The 17,910-nt window shown below is 39.9% G+C and carries 15 protein-coding genes; 9 read left to right on the top strand and 6 right to left on the bottom strand.

The genetic code is table 11. The features are described from left to right. Positions 1-50 precede the first annotated feature (50 nt). Positions 51-437: a Co2+/Mg2+ efflux protein ApaG gene (gene apaG, locus JKG64_RS22030; RefSeq protein ID WP_210356429.1), complete on the bottom strand. Its 387-nt coding sequence runs from the start codon at positions 435-437 to the stop codon at positions 51-53. A gap of 199 nt (positions 438-636) precedes the next feature. Between apaG and JKG64_RS22025 the strand changes: the two genes are divergently transcribed. After that, entirely contained in the window at positions 637-1,287 is a 651-nt protein-coding gene (locus tag JKG64_RS22025; RefSeq protein ID WP_210356428.1) for a hypothetical protein, read from the top strand. A gap of 43 nt (positions 1,288-1,330) precedes the next feature. Here JKG64_RS22025 and JKG64_RS22020 read toward each other — a convergent pair whose 3' ends face one another. The 3 genes from JKG64_RS22020 to miaE form a co-directional block, all read right to left on the bottom strand. Continuing rightward, on the bottom strand, positions 1,331-2,203 hold the full coding sequence (locus JKG64_RS22020) for a DUF4349 domain-containing protein (RefSeq protein ID WP_210356427.1): 873 nt from the start codon (positions 2,201-2,203) through the stop codon (positions 1,331-1,333). A 154-nt stretch (positions 2,204-2,357) separates the two neighbouring features. Continuing rightward, a complete protein-coding gene (locus JKG64_RS22015) occupies positions 2,358-3,392 on the bottom strand; it encodes an Atu2307/SP_0267 family LLM class monooxygenase (RefSeq protein ID WP_210356426.1) in 1,035 nt (344 codons plus the stop codon). Positions 3,393-3,505: 113 nt separating this feature from the next. Further along, positions 3,506-4,087 (bottom strand): tRNA-(ms[2]io[6]A)-hydroxylase, encoded by a 582-nt coding sequence (gene miaE / locus JKG64_RS22010; RefSeq protein ID WP_210356425.1) that lies wholly within the window; start codon positions 4,085-4,087, stop codon positions 3,506-3,508. Positions 4,088-4,403: 316 nt separating this feature from the next. Between miaE and JKG64_RS22005 the strand changes: the two genes are divergently transcribed. Then, complete coding sequence (locus JKG64_RS22005) at positions 4,404-5,630, top strand: glycosyltransferase (protein WP_210356424.1); 1,227 nt, start codon at positions 4,404-4,406, stop codon at positions 5,628-5,630. Here the strand turns inward: JKG64_RS22005 and JKG64_RS22000 are convergent. Continuing rightward, positions 5,627-7,369 (bottom strand): aromatic amino acid hydroxylase, encoded by a 1,743-nt coding sequence (locus tag JKG64_RS22000; RefSeq protein WP_210356423.1) that lies wholly within the window; start codon positions 7,367-7,369, stop codon positions 5,627-5,629. The two genes, JKG64_RS22005 and JKG64_RS22000, sit on opposite strands and share 4 nt — an antisense overlap. A 301-nt stretch (positions 7,370-7,670) precedes the next feature. On the opposite strand from JKG64_RS22000, the gene JKG64_RS21995 reads away from it, so the two are divergent. Then, entirely contained in the window at positions 7,671-8,726 is a 1,056-nt protein-coding gene (locus tag JKG64_RS21995) for a sugar phosphate isomerase/epimerase family protein (RefSeq protein ID WP_210356422.1), read from the top strand. A 29-nt stretch (positions 8,727-8,755) separates the two neighbouring features. Here JKG64_RS21995 and def read toward each other — a convergent pair whose 3' ends face one another. Beyond that, a complete protein-coding gene (gene def, locus JKG64_RS21990; protein WP_210356421.1) occupies positions 8,756-9,334 on the bottom strand; it encodes a peptide deformylase in 579 nt (192 codons plus the stop codon). Between the two features lie 101 nt (positions 9,335-9,435). Between def and JKG64_RS21985 the strand changes: the two genes are divergently transcribed. The 6 genes from JKG64_RS21985 to JKG64_RS21960 all read left to right on the top strand — a co-directional run bounded on the left by JKG64_RS21985 (position 9,436) and on the right by JKG64_RS21960 (position 17,909). Further along, the gene (locus JKG64_RS21985) at positions 9,436-10,182 is read left to right on the top strand and encodes a hypothetical protein (protein ID WP_210356420.1); all 747 of its coding nucleotides are present in this window, start codon (positions 9,436-9,438) and stop codon (positions 10,180-10,182) included. Between the two features lie 50 nt (positions 10,183-10,232). Continuing rightward, positions 10,233-11,405 carry a Gfo/Idh/MocA family protein gene (locus JKG64_RS21980; RefSeq protein ID WP_210356419.1) on the top strand — a complete coding sequence of 391 codons (1,173 nt, stop codon included), beginning with the start codon at positions 10,233-10,235 and terminating at the stop codon, positions 11,403-11,405. Next, on the top strand, positions 11,402-12,316 hold the full coding sequence (gene miaA, locus JKG64_RS21975; protein WP_210356418.1) for a tRNA (adenosine(37)-N6)-dimethylallyltransferase MiaA: 915 nt from the start codon (positions 11,402-11,404) through the stop codon (positions 12,314-12,316). Before JKG64_RS21980 ends, miaA begins: the two co-directional genes overlap by 4 nt. A 124-nt stretch (positions 12,317-12,440) precedes the next feature. Beyond that, positions 12,441-13,004 carry an RNA polymerase sigma factor gene (locus JKG64_RS21970; RefSeq protein WP_210356417.1) on the top strand — a complete coding sequence of 188 codons (564 nt, stop codon included), beginning with the start codon at positions 12,441-12,443 and terminating at the stop codon, positions 13,002-13,004. A gap of 141 nt (positions 13,005-13,145) precedes the next feature. Then, positions 13,146-14,267, top strand: coding sequence for a FecR family protein (locus tag JKG64_RS21965; protein WP_210356416.1), 1,122 nt, complete (start codon positions 13,146-13,148; stop codon positions 14,265-14,267). 159 nt (positions 14,268-14,426) lie between these two features. Beyond that, a complete protein-coding gene (locus JKG64_RS21960; RefSeq protein WP_210356415.1) occupies positions 14,427-17,909 on the top strand; it encodes a SusC/RagA family TonB-linked outer membrane protein in 3,483 nt (1,160 codons plus the stop codon). Position 17,910: the final 1 nt, after the last annotated feature.

Below are 17,910 nucleotides of genomic sequence, written 5' to 3'. Positions count from 1 at the left end.
TCTTGCAGATTAGAAAAAGAATGGTATAGAGTAGTTTTTACAAAAAGCTGTTAGTTCAGCCTGAAAGAAGCTATGAGATTAAATTTTGGTATTTCTACCTGAAACAGTTGACCATCTATTTCCCGTATCATTGTATAGTAACCCTTCATATAGCCCAATTCGCTTTTTAGATTGCATCCTGATACGTACTGGTGTGATTCCCCCGGTTGGAGGATGGGTTGTTCGCCTACTATACCATCACCATCCACTTGTTTATGTTCACCTATAGAATCAAATATATCCCAATGTCTGCTTACTAGCTGAGCAGTATAGTCGGAGGTATTCTCTATGGTGATACGATACGCAAACATAAAATGCATGTTGTCTGCGTTAGAGTATTCCGGTTGATATACGCATTCTACAGATATACTGATTCCTGCAGTTGATTGTGTGACCATAGTACCAAAATTAGGAACTATGTTTTTAAAATCATAATTCTATTACCTATTGATACTAAATAGTTTAAACTTATTAGATTGTTTTGACTATTTTGGTTTTTAGGGTATGCTTTTTGATGGAAAAAAACACGAAGCGGGGGAGGCAGTTTTGTGTTCTTTTCAGCTTAGAGTACATATCATTGTCAAACAATCTATAAAAATGAAAATAAAGAACATTATGTTGGCTTCACTGATAGGGGCCGGGTTAACCTATTCCTGTGGTGGTAATAGTGCAAAGCAGGAAGAAGGAAACAAAGAAAAAGGCGTACTAGAGCAAGTAAGTGAATCTGCTGAAGCTATAAAAGGATTAAGCAAATTGGAAGAATATACCAAGGAACTTGAATCTCGTATGAACGAGTTAAAAGCCATGAGTCCCATTTCCAATGATGTTTTTAAAAAGGTATTACCGGATACTTTTCAGGGATTAAAGCGTACTTCTCTCCAAGTGGGAGAGATGAGTGCACTCAACTTAGCAAGTGGTAAAGCGGAATATAAAAATGAAGATCAGTCTAAGAGTATGGTGATTGATATTATGGATGGAGCAGGGGAAGGTGGATCTAGTATTGTTTCGCTTATGTTTATGGGAATGATGACCGATAAGGAAGAGATAACAGATACGGGGTTTGAGAAAACCATGGACATTAATGGTACGAAAACGATGGTTAAGGAGCATAGTGATCAAGGGGTGAAGAATTCAGAGATACAATGGATATATAACAAACGTTTTGTGGCAAAACTTGAAGGCAGAGGTTATTCCCTGGATGAATTGACAGCAGCATTTAAAGCGTTGGATCTGACAGCTCTTAAATAAGGGTGATCATTCAATAAAAAAAGGGGCACGTTTTGCCCCTTTTTTATTTAGTTCTTTTATGTTTTTTATATCTCCGCCAACCTATAAATGTACCGAGCAACAATAGTAGAATAGGCCAGATACCAATTGCACCAATAAAAATATTTTCTATAAGTTCCCAGCCGAAACCAAAAGCTTCCTTCGTTTTTAGCCAAAAGCCACTGTCACTATAGGCAATTATAGAGTCCGAGTTATAGAGGTTTAACACAAGTGTACTATAGCTCACTTGATCCTTCATTGCTCTTAGGGCACTTTCTGTACTCTCTATCTCCTCTTGCAATTGTCTTATTTGTTCCTCTATTTCTAATAGTTCCTTTACGTTTTTTGCATTCGCTACCATATTTTGATACCGAGCTAGATATATTCTTTTACTTTTTATCCTTGATTCCAGGTCATAGTACTCAAGGGATACATCTTGAGCATGAATAGATTTTTCCGTTATTTTATCATTACTTTTCTCTATTCCCTCGAGAAAGGTGTCAAATTGAGAGGAGGGAATCCGTAGGGTTAGGTTATAGTTTGTATAAGTCGTCCCTGTGGTGGTACTTTCCTGCTCATAGTAGCCATTAGCTTTTTTTACAAGGGCATCGATTGCTGTTTTGCTTTTTTTGAGGTCCTTAGATTCTATCGATATATTTCCGGTTCGTATTATTTTTTTTCCTTGGTTTAGTTTTTCTGCTTCTAGTTTCTCTGTTTCTAATTCTGTTGCTTCGCTTTTTAAGGGCATCGCGGTTGTAGCAGCCGCATCTACTGTTTTTAAGTCATAAGCTGTTGCTTCGTCAGCGCTGCTTTCCATTGACACCTCTTTAGAGCCCTGCCCACATGCTAAAACACCTGTTAAGCTTAATAGAGCGAGTAGGAATGTTATCTTGTTCATCTTCTTATTATTTAGTTTGACAAATAGCTAAACCCTAAATATCGTTTTTTAGTTTTAGGGTTTTCAGATAGATGCACAAACAGGTACTATTCCATAATTGACCGACATATTATAACTAAAAAGGCGCTTAACAATACATTAAGCGCCTTTTTAGTTATTTGGTAGCCTCTCTTATTTTTGGGGCTATTTTCGTTCCGTATATTTCGATGGCTTTCATCATGTCTTTATGGTCCGGACTTCCCACATCAGTATGAGCGGAGAATCGCGTTAAACCGAAAGCTTCCTTTACAGCCAAAATCTTATCTATAGACTCATTTGCATCTCCTACAATGAGATGTCCATGGGCCGAACGGCCAAAGTCATACTGCGATTTTTGATACGGTGGCCAGCCTCTGGAAGCTCCTATTCTATTCATTTGTGCTCCATATATAGGATAGTATTTTTCAGCGACGGCTTTACTGTCTTCTCCAAAGAAGGCGTGCATATGTACACCTACTTGAAATTTTTCCATATCATGTCCATTATCTTCATAAGCCTGTTTGTACATTTCAAATAGTGGTGTAAACTGTTCCCAAGCACCACCTATGATGGCGAACATAACCGGCAAACCGAGTTTTCCTGCTCTGATTACTGAAGATGTCGTGCCACCTACAGCAACCCATATAGGCAATCCATTTTCTGTTGCTCTTGGATGGATTTCCTGATTTATTAGCGATTTTCTAAATTTTCCGGTCCAGTTAATGGACTTGTTTTTCTTTATTTTGAGTAATAGTTCTAATTTTTCTTCGAACAATTCACTATAGTCCTTCAGATCATAACCAAAAAGAGGAAACGACTCTATAAAAGATCCACGACCCGCCATTATTTCCGCTCGTCCGCCTGATATAAGATCTACAGTAGCGAAATCCTGATATAGTTTTACAGGATCTGTTGAGCTTAAAACCGATACCGCTGAACCCAATTTAATATTTTTTGTTACGGTTGCGGCTGCAGCAAGAATTATTTCAGGAGAGGCTACAGCATAATCTGGTCGGTGATGTTCACCCATACCAAAAAAATCAAGGCCCACCTCATCCATCAATTTGATTTCCTCAATTATTTCTTGAAGACGTTGTTGTGTGGATTGTATTTGACCTGTTTTAGGATCTATCTGAAGATCACCAAACATACCTATTCCTAATTCTAACATAGTTTTTTAATGTAAGCGTATAACAAAAGTCAATTTATCTATCTTGACCACTTTAAACTTATACAAATATACCCCTCCTTGGGTTTGCAAAAATTAAGATAGGTTAAGAAAACTTATCCATGTATATACTCTTTGGTACCATATGACTGTATCAGTTTACCTTCAAAATCCAACCATTCTTTCCAGCGTTTATCTACATCTACGTCTTTACTGTACTTTTTTGCAAAGTTTAAAAATGTAGTATAGTGATTTGCTTCCGAGACCATCAGGTCATGGTAGAATTTTGCCAGTTCTTTATCTTTAATATTTTTAGAAAGTACTCTGAACCTTTCGCAACTACGGGCCTCTATCATCGCTGCAAATAATAGACGGTCTATAAAAGCTTGGTTTCTAGAACCATCTTTCTTTAAAAACTTCATCAACTGGCCCACATAATCGTCTTTCCTTTCCCGTCCTAGTGTGTATCCTCTTTCTTTGATAATACCTATTACCATTTTGAAGTGTTCTATTTCTTCCAGTGCGATATCCGTCAGTTCGTGTACGAGATCTTCAAACTCTGGATTTTGAGTGATCAGCATTATGGCATTGGAAGCTGCTTTTTGTTCACACCAGGCATGGTCCGTCAAAATTTCTTCCAAATTAGATTCGGCAATATTGGCCCAGCGAGGGTCTGTAAGTAGTTTTAATCCTAGCATTATTATTCTCGATTTGTTTCCTGATTACAAACTTAGATAATTTCCTTTAGATAAGCTTTGGTCAAAGCGTTTCTATCTTCTATCAAGAGATTAGAAGTGAACCGGTCTCAAAACGTTTTATTTGAGACCGGTATAGGCTGGGATGTAGCCTGCCCCTTTGAGATGATTCCCAAAAACAGTTTTTAGCATAGGTAATAAATAGCCTTAAATATGGATTAAAACGAAGTCATTTATTTCGGTTAATTTAATTGTCTTATTTTTGTTTTTTAAGGTTGCTTTAAAGATAGTTAAAAAATAAAAGCATAGTGCGTATAAAATGCTAAAAGTACTTTTTATTGGTTTAGTATGGCCTGAACCTACTTCTTCGGCCGCGGGATGGCGGATGTTACATCTAGTCCGTTTGTTTTCTAGAGATTATGAGGTTCATTTTGCTTCAGCAGCCGGCAAAGGGGAGCATTCATATGATATGACTTCTTTAGGAATAGCAGAGCATATGATACAGCTTAATGATTCCTCTTTTGATAGTTTCGTTCGAGAATTAGCACCTAGCATTGTGGTTTTTGATCGTTTTATGGTAGAAGAGCAATATGGTTGGCGGGTAGCAGAGCACTGCCCCGATGCACTTCGTATATTAGATACAGAAGACCTTCATTTTGTTAGGCTTGCTAGACAGGAAGCATTTAAGAAAGCTATGCCTATAGATTATAGGACAGACACAGCCAAGCGGGAGATAGCTGCTATATTGCGCTCAGATTTATCATTGATTATATCAAAAGAAGAAATCACACTTCTTACACAAGACTTCGCGGTCCCTATGGAGCGTCTTTTTTATCTTCCTTTTCAAGAAGAAAAATTAGCAGATATACATTCTTCGACTTTACCTGTTTTTGGACAGCGTAAAGATTTTGTATTCATCGGTAATTTTATACATGAGCCCAATTGGCGAACCGTAGAGCGATTGAAGCGAGAGATATGGCCCCAAATAAGAAAGCAGGAACGTGAGGCTGAGCTCCATATTTTCGGTGCCTATGCCTCCGAGAAGGTTTTTCAATTGCATAAACCCAAAGAAGGTTTTTTAATTAAAGGACGTGCAGAAGACGCACGTAATAGCCTTGCAAACTACCGCGTATTGCTTGCTCCTATTCCGTTTGGAGCAGGGGCCAAAGGCAAACTGGTCGATGCGATGTATTCTGGGACACCCTCTGTGAGTAGTAGTATAGGAGCAGAGTCAATGCAACAGAATGAGAAATGGGGCGGATTTGTTACTGATGATACGGTAGCTTTTGTTGCATACAGCCTTCGGCTTTATCGGGAGAAGTTACTTTGGGAAGAGAAGCAAAAAGTAGGATTCGATCTATTTAATAGCCTGTATGCAGATAATTCCTACAGCGATAGACTTTTGAAAACCATATTAGAAATACAGGAAGATATGGTGTCTTTTAGGGAGCGGAACTTTATCGGGGCGATATTAATGTATCAATCGTTTCAATCCACAAAATATATGTCTTTATGGATTGAAACGAAAAATAAGGATAAAAATTAACCACAGATCAGCTGTAGCCCGTCTTTTATCAGATTACTTACAGCAGGTTTTGCCTGCTGAATATCATTTAGTGTTTTTTGAGACCTCTCAAATAGGACAGTATTACCTTCTTTGTGGGCGATTTCGCATATTTCTAAGGTCAATAGCCAATCGTCCGGGTAGTTTGTGTTAACTGTCTGTAGTATCTGTTCTAAGTCTCTTTTATCTTTACCCTCTCTATGGGTCCTTACCGCCAGGTACAGGTTTTCAAGTTCAATTTTTCCCTGTGTCTTCTGTTGTTTGATCGTTTTTGTGTGCGAAACATGCGAAATGAGGTCAAAACTGCTATCATCTGCAGGTCCCGAATAGCAAGAAATAACTTTTTTTCCAATTGCCATATCATAGGTACCCCATTCCGGTTGGAATAGCACCTCATTGTGGTAGCGGACTGTACAGTTCTCCAGGCTGATTAAAATAATCTTTCCTTTGATATTCCTTCGCCCCGTAATAATACGGCCTTCTACTGTAATATTACCTTCAAACTCGAGTTTGATATCTTTACCCTCCTCTATATTATAGGCCTGTAGATCTTTAGGGCTCATATCTTCTATAGATAGATTTATTCCCTTCAACTTACCAACAGGAGTGCTGAAGCCTGCGTTGTGATAGTTGGTACCATGGTTTATAAGTTCCTTGTTATGATAAGCCAAAGCTGTAGGTGAGGAGGTCTGTATATAAATAGGTTTGCCATCCTGTTCGATAACTCGGCTAAAAACACCAGATACCTGAATACCGGTGGATAATTCTATTGTGGCCAATGCTTTAGATTCTATAAGCTTCTTCACCCCGCTGATTCCTCCTGTGCGGAGTGCCATTGTGTTGGCAAACTCCTCTAGGACCAAGCTTAGATAAGCAAAGTCAGGAGTGACATAGAGTTGGGGTTGAGGTTTCGTAATATCAAATCCCTGGTAAGCGGCGCTGATATCGTAAGGGATTTTCTTAACCTCATCACGCATACACCAAGCCGATTCACCGATAGAAGAGAGTAGACCAGCTCCATATATTTTAGGATTCTCCACAGTGCCTATCAGTCCATATTCCACAGTCCACCAGTGCAGATTACGTATCAAGGCCATTTCGGAGGGCTCTATTTTCTTGTTTTGAAGCTCATTTACCAGATTTTCTACCCGCTCTATTTCCGCTATAGGCGTACCTTCTGCCTCTTTCAGAATGGAGAGCTCGCGGATGGCTTCATATATTTCATAGTCATGTGCCGAAGAGATTGCTTTACTTCCTATTTCACCAAATCGACGTAGGTATTCTGCATACTCCCTGTTGGCGATAATAGGGGCATGCCCAGCTCCTTCATGTATGATATCAGGAGCAGGGGTATATTCAATATTTTCAAGTTGTCGGATATCAGAGGCGATGACCAGAACATGATAAGCCTGAAACTCCATAAAAGCGTTAGGCGGAATAAAACCGTCAACAGCTACAGCTGCCCAGCCGATTTCTTTCAATATGCGGTTCATGCCATACATATCAGGTATTTTATCAACTTCCAGTCCCGTTTTATCTAGCCCTTCAAGATAAGAGTCATGTGCTACCCGAGATAGATAGTCCACATTTTTGCGCATGACATAGCGCCATACAGCCTGATTGATAGGGGTATATTCCTCGTAGTTTTGGGGTTTAATAAACTGCCTTAAATGTTTTGGTAGGCGGTCTAAAATAGGATTTGACTCATAATTTGTATGCATGACTTGCTTTATTATTTATCAAACTTAATAAAATCTATCATAAATTCTAAGAAAACAGATCATGGTAAAATTATATTTTTTACCTTTTTCAAAGTTATCTTGTATGTCTACCTACATTTTTATTCAAAAATAAGCTTATCTTTATTGAGCCTGTGTATCAGTTCATCTACCCGATAGATAGCTATTCCCATACATAGTCATATTACAGAACTTAAACTTATAACTACAGCCGAGCGTTAATTGAGATAGATCAATAGTTATTAATGTTCGGGTAAAATACCGATAAACAAACAGTAATCAGATGAAAACAATAAAAGGACCAGGTATATTCCTTGCACAGTTTATTGCAGAAGAAGCGCCTTTCAATTCCATAGAAAACATTGCAGAATGGGCTAAATCTTTAGGCTTCAAGGGACTTCAGATTCCTACCGGAGACCCTCATTATTTTGATTTACAGAAAGCTGCTGAAAGTAAAACCTATGCCGACGAATATAAAGGTAAATTAAACGAGCTCGGGCTAGAGATTACAGAGCTTTCTACCCATTTACAGGGGCAATTGGTAGCAGTACATCCTGCTTATGACAAGCTTTTCGATGCGTTTGCTCCTGAGAAGTTCCGAAATAATCCCAAAGCGCGTACAGAGTGGGCTATACAGCAGTTAAAATATGGTGCAAAAGCATCTCAGAATCTAGGTCTTAAAGCACATGCTACTTTCAGTGGGTCGTTGTTATGGCAATATTTTCACCCTTGGCCTCAGAGGCCAGAGGGGCTGGTAGACGAAGCTTTTACCGAATTGGCGAAACGTTGGACTCCAATCTTAGACACCTTCGAGGAGTGTGGTGTAGATCTATGTTACGAGATCCATCCCGGCGAAGACCTTTTCGATGGTGTTACCTACGAGATGTTCTTAGAAAAGGTAAACAATCACCCTAGAGCGTGTCTATTGTACGATCCATCCCATTTTGTATTACAGCAACTGGATTACATACAATATATTGATTTTTATCACGAGCGCATCAAGGCATTTCACGTCAAAGATTCTGAGTTTAATCCAACAGGCAAACAAGGTACTTTTGGTGGGTATCAAAGTTGGTTAAATAGAGCAGGCAGATATCGGTCACCAGGAGATGGACAGGTCGACTTTAAGACCATTTTCAGCAAGCTCAGCCAGTACGGTTACGATGGGTGGGCCGTCATGGAATGGGAGTGCTGTATCAAGAACCAGATTGATGGTGCGACAGAAGGATCTAAATTCATCTCGGATCATATTATCCGTGTTACGGACAAAGCATTTGACGACTTTGCATCCACGGGAGCGGATGCCGCCTTTAATAAAGAAATACTAGGACTTAGTTAATAAAAAAAGGAGCTCTATTGAGCTCCTTTTTATCTTCCTTTCTTTTGTAGCGGAAATTTCATTTTATAGCCTACGCGGATCTGCCCTTTTGAGATCTGATCCAGCTTACTCTTTAACATTGTCTTTTTAAGGGGGCCCAGCTTGTCTACGAAAAGCTTTCCTTCGATGTGGTCATATTCATGTTGTACGATACGTGCAGCCAATCCTGCCAGATCTTCTTCCTTCTCCTCGAAATTTTCATCCAGGTAGTTTATCACTACATTGGATGGACGCATTACCTCCTCATTGATATCCGGGATAGAAAGACAGCCCTCATTGAATGCCCATTTTTCGCCATATTCTTTCACAATAATCGGGTTAATAAATACCCTTTTGAAATCTTTTAGGTCTGTATCACCGTCTTCATCCTCAGCAAAAGGAGAGCCATCAATGACAAACAAACGTATAGGCAGCCCTATTTGAGGAGCAGCAAGCCCTACTCCATGTGCTGTATACATTGTTTCAAACATATTATCTATCAATTCCTTTAATTGAGGATAATCTTCATCTATTTCTTCGGTTTTTTTCCGTAATACCGGATCACCGTATGCTACTATTGGTAATTTCATTCTTCTTAATCTTTTGCAAAGGTATGAATTTTTATTTTTGCGCCACGGATCGATCTATTTTCATCCGGGTGGATTATAATTATTAATCGTAATTTTATACCGTGCGGGAATCAAAAAAAGACATCAGACACTTTATTCAACTGTTATCGGAACATATTACGATAGAAGAAGTCAACGAACACACTGATTTTTTTGAAGTACACACCGACCGTGTTACACTTTTTATGTACAAGCCTCACACCCATCGCGTCGAGGAGGTCGCAGGGCAGGATGTGATACATCTCGACTATGATCAGCTCCTCGGTGCCAGGGATAAGATTATCAATCGGCTGAAGGGGGTGCATGGACAAGGGGAGCGTATCTACGCCCGTTCTACAGTCGTCGCCCGTATTGACAAGCAGGCTGCAGTAGAGTTTCAAGAAGAACATCACCTTCAGGGAGCACTTCCTGGTAAATATAGATATGGGCTTTTTAACCAGGGAGAGTTGGTATCTGTCGCCGTCTTCAGTGGAGGACGCATTATGTGGCATTTAGGTCCAGATTTTAGATCTTTCGAGTTGATTCGTTTTTGCCACAAGGGAGATAGGCTTGTTATAGGCGGGCTATCCAAACTATTGAAGGCATTTATAAAAGAATTTAAACCACAGGATATCATGACCTATGCAGATAGAGATTGGTGCCAGGATACCTCGTCTTTAGAAACCCTAGGTTTTGAGGTAGTCGATACGACCGCTCCACAGCGTTTCGCCGTCGTCGGGGGGCAGCGTTTTTCCCGTTTTACAGAAGAGCAGGTAGTGGACTATTACATTGAAAATAAGGGGAGTTTGAAATTAAAGCTCTTACTTTAAATAGATTTTGCTATTTTAACATCCTTCAACATTAAACTTATAAATTAATTATGGAACGTAGATTACGCATGGGCATGGTCGGTGGAGGAAAAGACGCCTTTATAGGTGCCGTACACCGTATTGCTGCCTTTATGGATGGAAAGATCGAATTGGTATGTGGCGCTTTCAGTGTAGATCCAGAAATATCAAAAGAATCTGGTCGGGAGCTTTTTGTTGCTCCAGATCGAGTTTATCCCGATTATAAAACGATGATCGAAAAAGAGGCTCTGCTGCCTGAGGGTGAGCGGATGGACTTTTTGACGATTGTGACCCCCAATTTTTTACATTTTGAACCTGCAAAACTTGCGATGGAAAGCGGCTTTGATGTGGTTGTCGAAAAACCGATGACGGTGTCATTAGAAGAAGCTCTAGCCTTGCAGGAAGTTGTAAATAAGACTGGTCGTACCTTATGTCTTACCCATACGTATTCCGGATATCCGATGGTCAAGCAGGCCAAAGCGATGGTGCGTGAGGGACACTTTGGTAAGATTCGTAAAATCCTTGTCGAGTATCCCCAAGGCTGGTTAAGCCGTCTTTCCGAACGAGAAGGTAATGCAGGAGCGGCTTGGAGAGCAGATCCAAAGCGTTCGGGCAAATCGTTGGTTATGGGTGATATTGGGACACATGTGGCGCACCTTGCAGAATATGTATCCGGATTGCGTATCACAGAGCTCTGTGCAGATCTGACTACTTTTGTAGAAGGCCGGTTATTGGATGATGACGGATCCGTCCTTTTGCGTTTTGAAAATGGGGCAAAAGGTGTTTTGATGGCTTCACAGGTTTCTGCGGGCGAGGAGAATGCCGTGCGTATTCGTATATATGGTGAAAAAGGGGGATTAGAATGGGCGAATGAAGACCCAAATAATCTTATCGTCAAGATGTTGGATCAACCCCGTCAATTGTACCGTACAGGCAATGCTTATGCTGCACCTTATACATTGAGCTCGTTTGCGACACACAACACACGGATTCCATCGGGGCACCCCGAGGGACTGTTGGAGTCTTTTGCTAATATATACCGCAATTTTGCCCTGACTGTATCTGCCAAAAGAGTAGGGAAGACCCCAAGTCCAGAGGCATTGGATTTTCCTACGGTAGCCGATGGTGTACGGGGTATGGCTTTCATTGATACTGTTGTAAAAAGTAATGAGAGCAATGAAAAATGGACTAAATTTGTACTGTGATAAACAGCAAACAAGTCCTTGAGTATCTTTCTCGGGAAACGTCTTTTCTCGAGAAAGATATTTTAATTATAACAGGTCCCACAGCTTCCGGAAAAACCAAATTAGCGGTAGAATTAGCCAAAACCCTGAATGGCGAGATTATCAGTGCCGATTCGAGACAGGTTTACCGGCACATGGATATTGGTACCGGCAAGGATATTCAGGAATATGGAGATATACCTTACCACCTAATTGATATTGCCGATCCAGGCGAGCACTATAATGTAGCCCGATTTTTAGAGGATTTTGAGGGTGCTTACCGATCTATAAAAGAAAAAGGCAAGCCCGTTATAGTCTGTGGAGGGACTGGGTTTTATATACAAGCATTACTCAGCCCCCAGCCCTATAACCAGGTGCCGACCAACATTGTTTGGCGTAGTTTTCAGGAGCAGAAAACAAAGCAGGAGCTGCAAGAGCAGATTGCTCAGTACCTCATTCCTTCCGATTTCGCCATAGATTATACCTCCAAAAAGAGAATGGCTCGGGCTTTAGAAATTTTGAACTGGCTCTCTCAGCCGGGGCATATCTTGCCTCCCTCTGTACCAGGTTACACTGCGACCATCTTGGGACTGAATCCTGACGTCGAACTTCGGCGCGCTCGAATCAGCCAACGCTTACTTGATCGATTGGATCAAGGAATGGTTCGAGAAGTTGAAAACCTGTTACATTCAGGATTGACTCATGATGAAATTGCCTATTATGGACTGGAATACAAATACATTAGTTATTACCTTCGTGGTCAAATAGAGTATGATGTGTTTTTGCACAAGCTTGGTACCGAGATACATCGGTATGCAAAAAGACAGATGACCTATTTTCGTAAAATGGAGCGGGATGGTCACATTATTCATTGGCTCGATAAAATAAAATAAAGACTACTTTTTTTGTAGTCTTTGTTGTAGGTTTGTGTATCGGAGCTAAATCTATAGCTTTGTCGCGAAACAACTTTCATAAACGTTTGTATTATAAATTTGTTAGCTTTAGTGGCGGGTATTCATGAATGACAGTAGATTAACGGGTTTTAGGTTGCTTTTAGAGCGCATTGTCGAGGGGGACGAAAGAGCCTTTTCGCTACTCTATGACCTCTTTTCTGATGATCTAACAAAGCATATCCTATCCAAAGTATCGGATGCACAAGTTGCCGAAGATATTCTACACGACCTCTTTCTTTCTCTTTGGCGCAACCGGCACAATATGCTCGATATAGAATCCTTACCGGCCTACCTATACTCTTCGTGTCGTTACCTTATCTTGGCCCATTACCGTACGGAGTTAAAACGGGCCAATCCTATGGATCTAGAACATTTAGATATTCTTGATGAGACAGTTCCTTTAGAAGAGCGTCTTCATTACCGCTATATTATCGACATTGTTTCCAATGAAATCGAAAATTTGCCAGACAAATGCCGTGAAGTTTTCAAACTTAGTCGGAGTGAATTCTTAAGTAATAAAGAAATCGCTCAACAGTTGGATATTTCGGAGTCTACAGTCGAGAAGCATATTAATAAGGCTATCAGGCGATTACGTGATGTGACTAAGAATTTTCTACTTTTTTTCTAAATCGAGTAGAAGGTACCCCTCTTTTTATACACTTATCTATTAACTGACCTTATGTTTTTGACCATTTCTAATTTTTATGGTTGAAAAGTAACCCTAATTGGGCACTCATTGTGGTTGGTATAAATACACACGAGGGTTTTTATGAAGCACGTACAGCGGCTATACCAGCAGATAACTAATTTTTTGAACGCGAAGGAAAAAGACCATCGGGACGTGATTACTTGGTACGATGGTCTCGAAGCTGATTCTTTGATCCAACAAATGGAACAGGAAGCCATACAGCAACGCGCAAAAAAGCGGCTGTTTGATGCGATAAGTACCGAGTCAAAACGATTTAATACGAAGCGGTTATACCGCTGGTCTGCAGCAGCGGCTATATTTCTGGTTGGGGGATATTTTGTCTGGAATTCACTTACATCAGCAGATCTCGCTACAGTAGAGCAACTGGCACAGATTCAACCAGCAAAAGAGCGCGCTATAATAGTATTGGAGGGAGGAGAGGAAATAGATTTAGATCAGCTTGCACTCAATGAAAGCTTACAGATTGGCGAAACAATCATCACCAAAGATGCTGAAGGCAAGGTTCGCTATCATAATGCTGCCAATGGAGCAGAGAAAATACAATCTAATAGCCTACGTATTCCCAGGGCGGCGACCTATCAGCTGACATTGGTTGACGGAACACGAGTTACCCTCAATTCAGAGTCTAAATTGACCTATCCATCCTCCTTCGGTGTTGGCGATCGCGTGGTAAAGCTAGAGGGCGAGGGGTATTTTGAAGTAACAAAAACCAGCGAAAAGAGCCGTTTTATTGTCGAGGCAAGAGGTCAACGGATTCAAGTACTAGGGACTAAGTTTAATGTCAGGTCCTATCCTCAGGAGGATAGTGAGCAGACGACACTAGCAGAAGGAGTCGTACAGGTCAACCTGGCTTCGCGTACCACAGTTCTCAAACCAAATCAGCAAGCAAGCTCTATGGGCCAACATTTAGAAACAAGGACAATCAATATTGATGATGTCTTGAGCTGGACCAAAGGACAGTTTAGTTTTGACGGGAGCAACACAGCAACGGTTTTACAAGAGATTGCCCGTTGGTACGATATTGATATTACGTACGATCGCAAAACCAATACCGCACAGTATATCGGTAAGATTCCGCGCAACCTGTCCTTAGATCGACTGGTAGAGCTTTTGAATTATGCTGAGCTTAGTACCAAAGCCGTTGTCGGTAGAAACAAACGAATTAACTTAATCATTACATAATCTAAAAACATGAAAAGAATCAAAATGGAGTACAGCAATTCGGGATAGCCTGATAGATAAACAAAAATCGGATTCTGTTGGCGCAGAACCCGATGAGTAGTTGAAGGCCGTAGATCAAGTGAACTAATTTTTAATCGTTACAACCAACAATCGAAATTAATGAAAATTTCTTTAAATCCGTTCTTACAGAATGGGAAAGAAGGTCTGTCTCTACATGGACCGACTCCAGGAACCCGACGGACGGTGTTCGATGGGAATAATAAGAGTCCCAATCTGTCAAGACCACTATCCCGATCATTGATGAAAATTAACCTAATCACCTTATTGTTAGGACTAGGTCTGTCTCAGGTAGATGCAAGCACCTATGCCCAACAGGTCACGCTAAAGCGACAAAAGACAAATTTAGAAGCTATTTTAAAAGATTTTGAGAAGCAGAGTGGCTATACTTTTTTTTACAACAAGACAGATATTGCTCCAGTAAAAGGAGTCGATGTCGATGTCAAAAACATGCCTTTGAATCAAGCATTAAATAGCGTATTGAAGAATGGTAATTTTACTTTTGAATATTTTGACAAAACCATTGTTATAAAGAAGGGAAGAGTTTTACAGCCTCAGTCAACCTCCCGAGAGTTTCCTCAGAGCGTATCAAAAATCGCAGAGTCTGTTTTACAGCAAGTGGTACGAGGGCTGTTATTGGACGAAAATGGTAAACCTATTAAGGGAGCTTCGGTTCGCCTAAAATCGGATCCAAAGCTAGCAGTAGCAACTCAGGAAGATGGTTCGTTTAATTTGCCAATAACTTCATTGAATGAAATTCTTGTTATTTCTTATCTCGGCTATGAGAGTAGAGAGGTAAAGGCTAGCCTGGAGCGCAATCGTATGATAATTCGGTTGAAAAAACAAGAAGAAGAAGTTGGAGAAGTGGTGGTTACGGGGATAACCCAACGAAAAAAGGAAAGTTTTACAGGAGCAACAGCATCTTTTACAGGACAAGAACTGAAAATGGTGAACAACCAAAATGTTGTTGCAAGCTTAAGAGCATTAGATCCATCTTTTATTCAAATCGAAAACAATGCTTTAGGCTCAAATCCTAATATGTTGCCCAAGATAGAATTGAGAGGACAGACCAGTATTCCAACATCTAGCTTAAAGAATGAATTTTCGACAGATCCCAATCAGCCGTTATTTATTTTAGATGGTTTTGAAACAAGCTTGCGTACTATTATGGATTTGGATATGAATATCATTCAGTCCGCTACTATTCTCAAAGATGCTGCTTCAACGGCTATTTATGGTTCACGGGCATCCAATGGAGTTGTCGTAATTGAGACGATTAAGCCAAAGCCAGGAAAAGTTCAATTGTCCTATAGTGCCGATATGCAAGTTCAGGCTCCAGATTTATCAAGCTATAATATGATGGATGCGGCGGAGAAATTAGAATTTGAGCGATTGTCAGGAAGGTTTTATGCTAATCAAGGCAATGTAAGTCAGCAGCTTAAATTAGATCAGCTTTATAATGACAGATTAGACAATGTCTTACGCGGTGTAAATACATATTGGCTGGACAAGCCACTGCAAACAGGGTTTTCCCATAGACACTCCGTTAGTGCTAGAGGAGGTGAGGGAGCAGTCGTGTTCGATGTTGGTATGAACTATAAAAATACAAAAGGAGCAATAAAGCTATCTGGTCGTGAAGATTGGGGTGCTAACATAAACTTGAGTTATAGGACGGGAAAATTAAATGTATCCAACAGAGCTTATATTTCGGGATATACTGGAAATGAGTCACCTTACGGTAGTTTTTCAACTTGGGTGAACACCAATCCGTATTTTGAACTGCTCCCTGCCGACGAAATGTATTTGTCCTATAAGACTCTGACGAATGACTCAAGAGTAGATATTACCAATGTTAATCCATTGTATAATGCCAGCTTGAAAAGTTTTGACAAAACAAAAAATTATCTGATTACGGATAACCTACAGTTTAATTATGACTTTACTTCTGCTCTACGATTGACAGCAGGAGGACAGATTAGCAAAGGAAATACGACATCAGATGCTTTCTTATCTTCATTACACAGTAAGTTCGCTGGTGTAGATTATTCGAAAAGAGGAAGTCTAGATCATGCAGAGAACAGCTATTTTAGTTACACGGGAAATCTTATGCTTACCTATGCAAAGATTATTAGTGATGTACACTCTATTACTGCCAACTTTCGAGGAGAAGTTAATGAAACAGTTAATCAATCTAATGGATATACAGCCGTAGGATTTCCCTCAACGAGTAATGGTAACCCCGCATTTTCAAACGGTTTTGTGACGGATTCCAAGCCTGTATCTTACAAAACAAAAAGTAGAAGAAATTCGGTACTTGGTTCTATAAACTATTCATACGCTCAAAAATACAACTTGGACTTTAACTATAACCTTGATGGGTCTACTAGCTTTGGATCAAATAATTTGTACTCTCCCTATTATTCTTTTGGTTTGGGATGGAATCTAGATAAAGAAGACTTTATTAAGAAAATCAGCTGGGTCAATATGTTTCGTCTGAGAGGAAATATAGGGGTCACAGGTAATCAGAACTTTGGAAATGTGAGTCAATCAGTATATAGTTATGTGACTGACCTTAATCGTTTCGGTGAGGGAATTTATCTGTCAGCATTGGGAGCTCCAGATCTAAAATGGCAGCGAACGAGACAAACAAGTGTAGGTTTGGACGCGGTGTTGTTTAATAACAAATTGAATGTTCAAGTTAATGCTTATGATAAACTTACGGATCCTTTGGTTGTTGCTGTCACACTGCCATCTTCGACAGGATTATCTGCTTATCCATTTAATGCAGGAACGTTAAATTATAAAGGGATAGAAACAACGGTTAACTATTCGCCTATATACAATCCTGTAGACCGTATTGTTTTGACTTTTGGATTAACAGGTTCTATGTTGAAGTCCCATTATGATAACTTCAACAATAAACTAAGTGCTTTAAATCAAGAAATGCGAGAAAGTAACTCGCTGACCCGCTATAAAGATGGTTATGGTCCAAATGATATTTGGGCAGTACGATCTTTAGGGATAGACCCATCTTCTGGCCGAGAGGTTTTTTTAACTTCAAATGGCGAACAAACTTATAACTATGATCCTGATAATATCGTGAAAGTGGGTACGGCCCAGCCCTTAGCAGAAGGAGTACTTAGAGGGAGTCTTACCTATAAAGGGTTTACCGCAAATGTTTTATTGCGCTATATTTTCCGGAAGGATAATCTAAATACAGCTTTGTTTAACAAAGTGGAGAATATTTCATTAAAAAATGTAGAGAATAATCAAGATAAGAGAGCGCTTTATGATCGCTGGCAGAAACCGGGAGATATTTCTCAGTTTAAGGCAATAAGTATCACAAATACAACGCCGATATCTTCTCGCTTTGTTCAGAAAGAAAACACATTTAGCGGTGAGTCCATTAGTCTTGGTTATGAATTTAGGGACCAGAGATGGTTGGATGGTTTAAAGTTATCCAATCTAAGAATCAACACTTTTTTCAATGATATTTTTTATTCTTCAACAGTTAGAAGAGAACGGGGGATAGATTATCCTTTTACGAAAAATGTCTCGATGAGTATTTATGCAACATTTAAATAAG

It is taken from the genome of Sphingobacterium tabacisoli, assembly GCF_017908035.1.
Taxonomy (GTDB): domain Bacteria; phylum Bacteroidota; class Bacteroidia; order Sphingobacteriales; family Sphingobacteriaceae; genus Sphingobacterium; species Sphingobacterium tabacisoli.
The sequence above is the reverse complement of the archived record's forward strand: the minus strand, read 5'-3'. Positions and strand labels throughout refer to the sequence as shown.

What these genes read in the sequence shown, in the direction of transcription:
- JKG64_RS22025 (WP_210356428.1), top strand. Translation starts at nt 637, where the DNA reads ATGAAAATAAAGAACATTATGTTGGCTTCACTGATAGGGGCCGGGTTA.
- miaE (WP_210356425.1), bottom strand. Translation starts at nt 4,087, where the DNA reads ATGCTAGGATTAAAACTACTTACAGACCCTCGCTGGGCCAATATTGCC.
- JKG64_RS22000 (WP_210356423.1), bottom strand. Translation starts at nt 7,369, where the DNA reads ATGCATACAAATTATGAGTCAAATCCTATTTTAGACCGCCTACCAAAA.
- def (WP_210356421.1), bottom strand. Translation starts at nt 9,334, where the DNA reads ATGAAATTACCAATAGTAGCATACGGTGATCCGGTATTACGGAAAAAA.
- JKG64_RS21970 (WP_210356417.1), top strand. Translation starts at nt 12,441, where the DNA reads ATGAATGACAGTAGATTAACGGGTTTTAGGTTGCTTTTAGAGCGCATT.
- JKG64_RS22020 (WP_210356427.1), bottom strand. Translation starts at nt 2,203, where the DNA reads ATGAACAAGATAACATTCCTACTCGCTCTATTAAGCTTAACAGGTGTT.
- JKG64_RS21960 (WP_210356415.1), top strand. Translation starts at nt 14,427, where the DNA reads ATGAAAATTTCTTTAAATCCGTTCTTACAGAATGGGAAAGAAGGTCTG.
- JKG64_RS22015 (WP_210356426.1), bottom strand. Translation starts at nt 3,392, where the DNA reads ATGTTAGAATTAGGAATAGGTATGTTTGGTGATCTTCAGATAGATCCT.
- JKG64_RS21995 (WP_210356422.1), top strand. Translation starts at nt 7,671, where the DNA reads ATGAAAACAATAAAAGGACCAGGTATATTCCTTGCACAGTTTATTGCA.
- JKG64_RS21965 (WP_210356416.1), top strand. Translation starts at nt 13,146, where the DNA reads ATGAAGCACGTACAGCGGCTATACCAGCAGATAACTAATTTTTTGAAC.
- JKG64_RS22005 (WP_210356424.1), top strand. Translation starts at nt 4,404, where the DNA reads ATGCTAAAAGTACTTTTTATTGGTTTAGTATGGCCTGAACCTACTTCT.
- JKG64_RS21980 (WP_210356419.1), top strand. Translation starts at nt 10,233, where the DNA reads ATGGAACGTAGATTACGCATGGGCATGGTCGGTGGAGGAAAAGACGCC.
- apaG (WP_210356429.1), bottom strand. Translation starts at nt 437, where the DNA reads ATGGTCACACAATCAACTGCAGGAATCAGTATATCTGTAGAATGCGTA.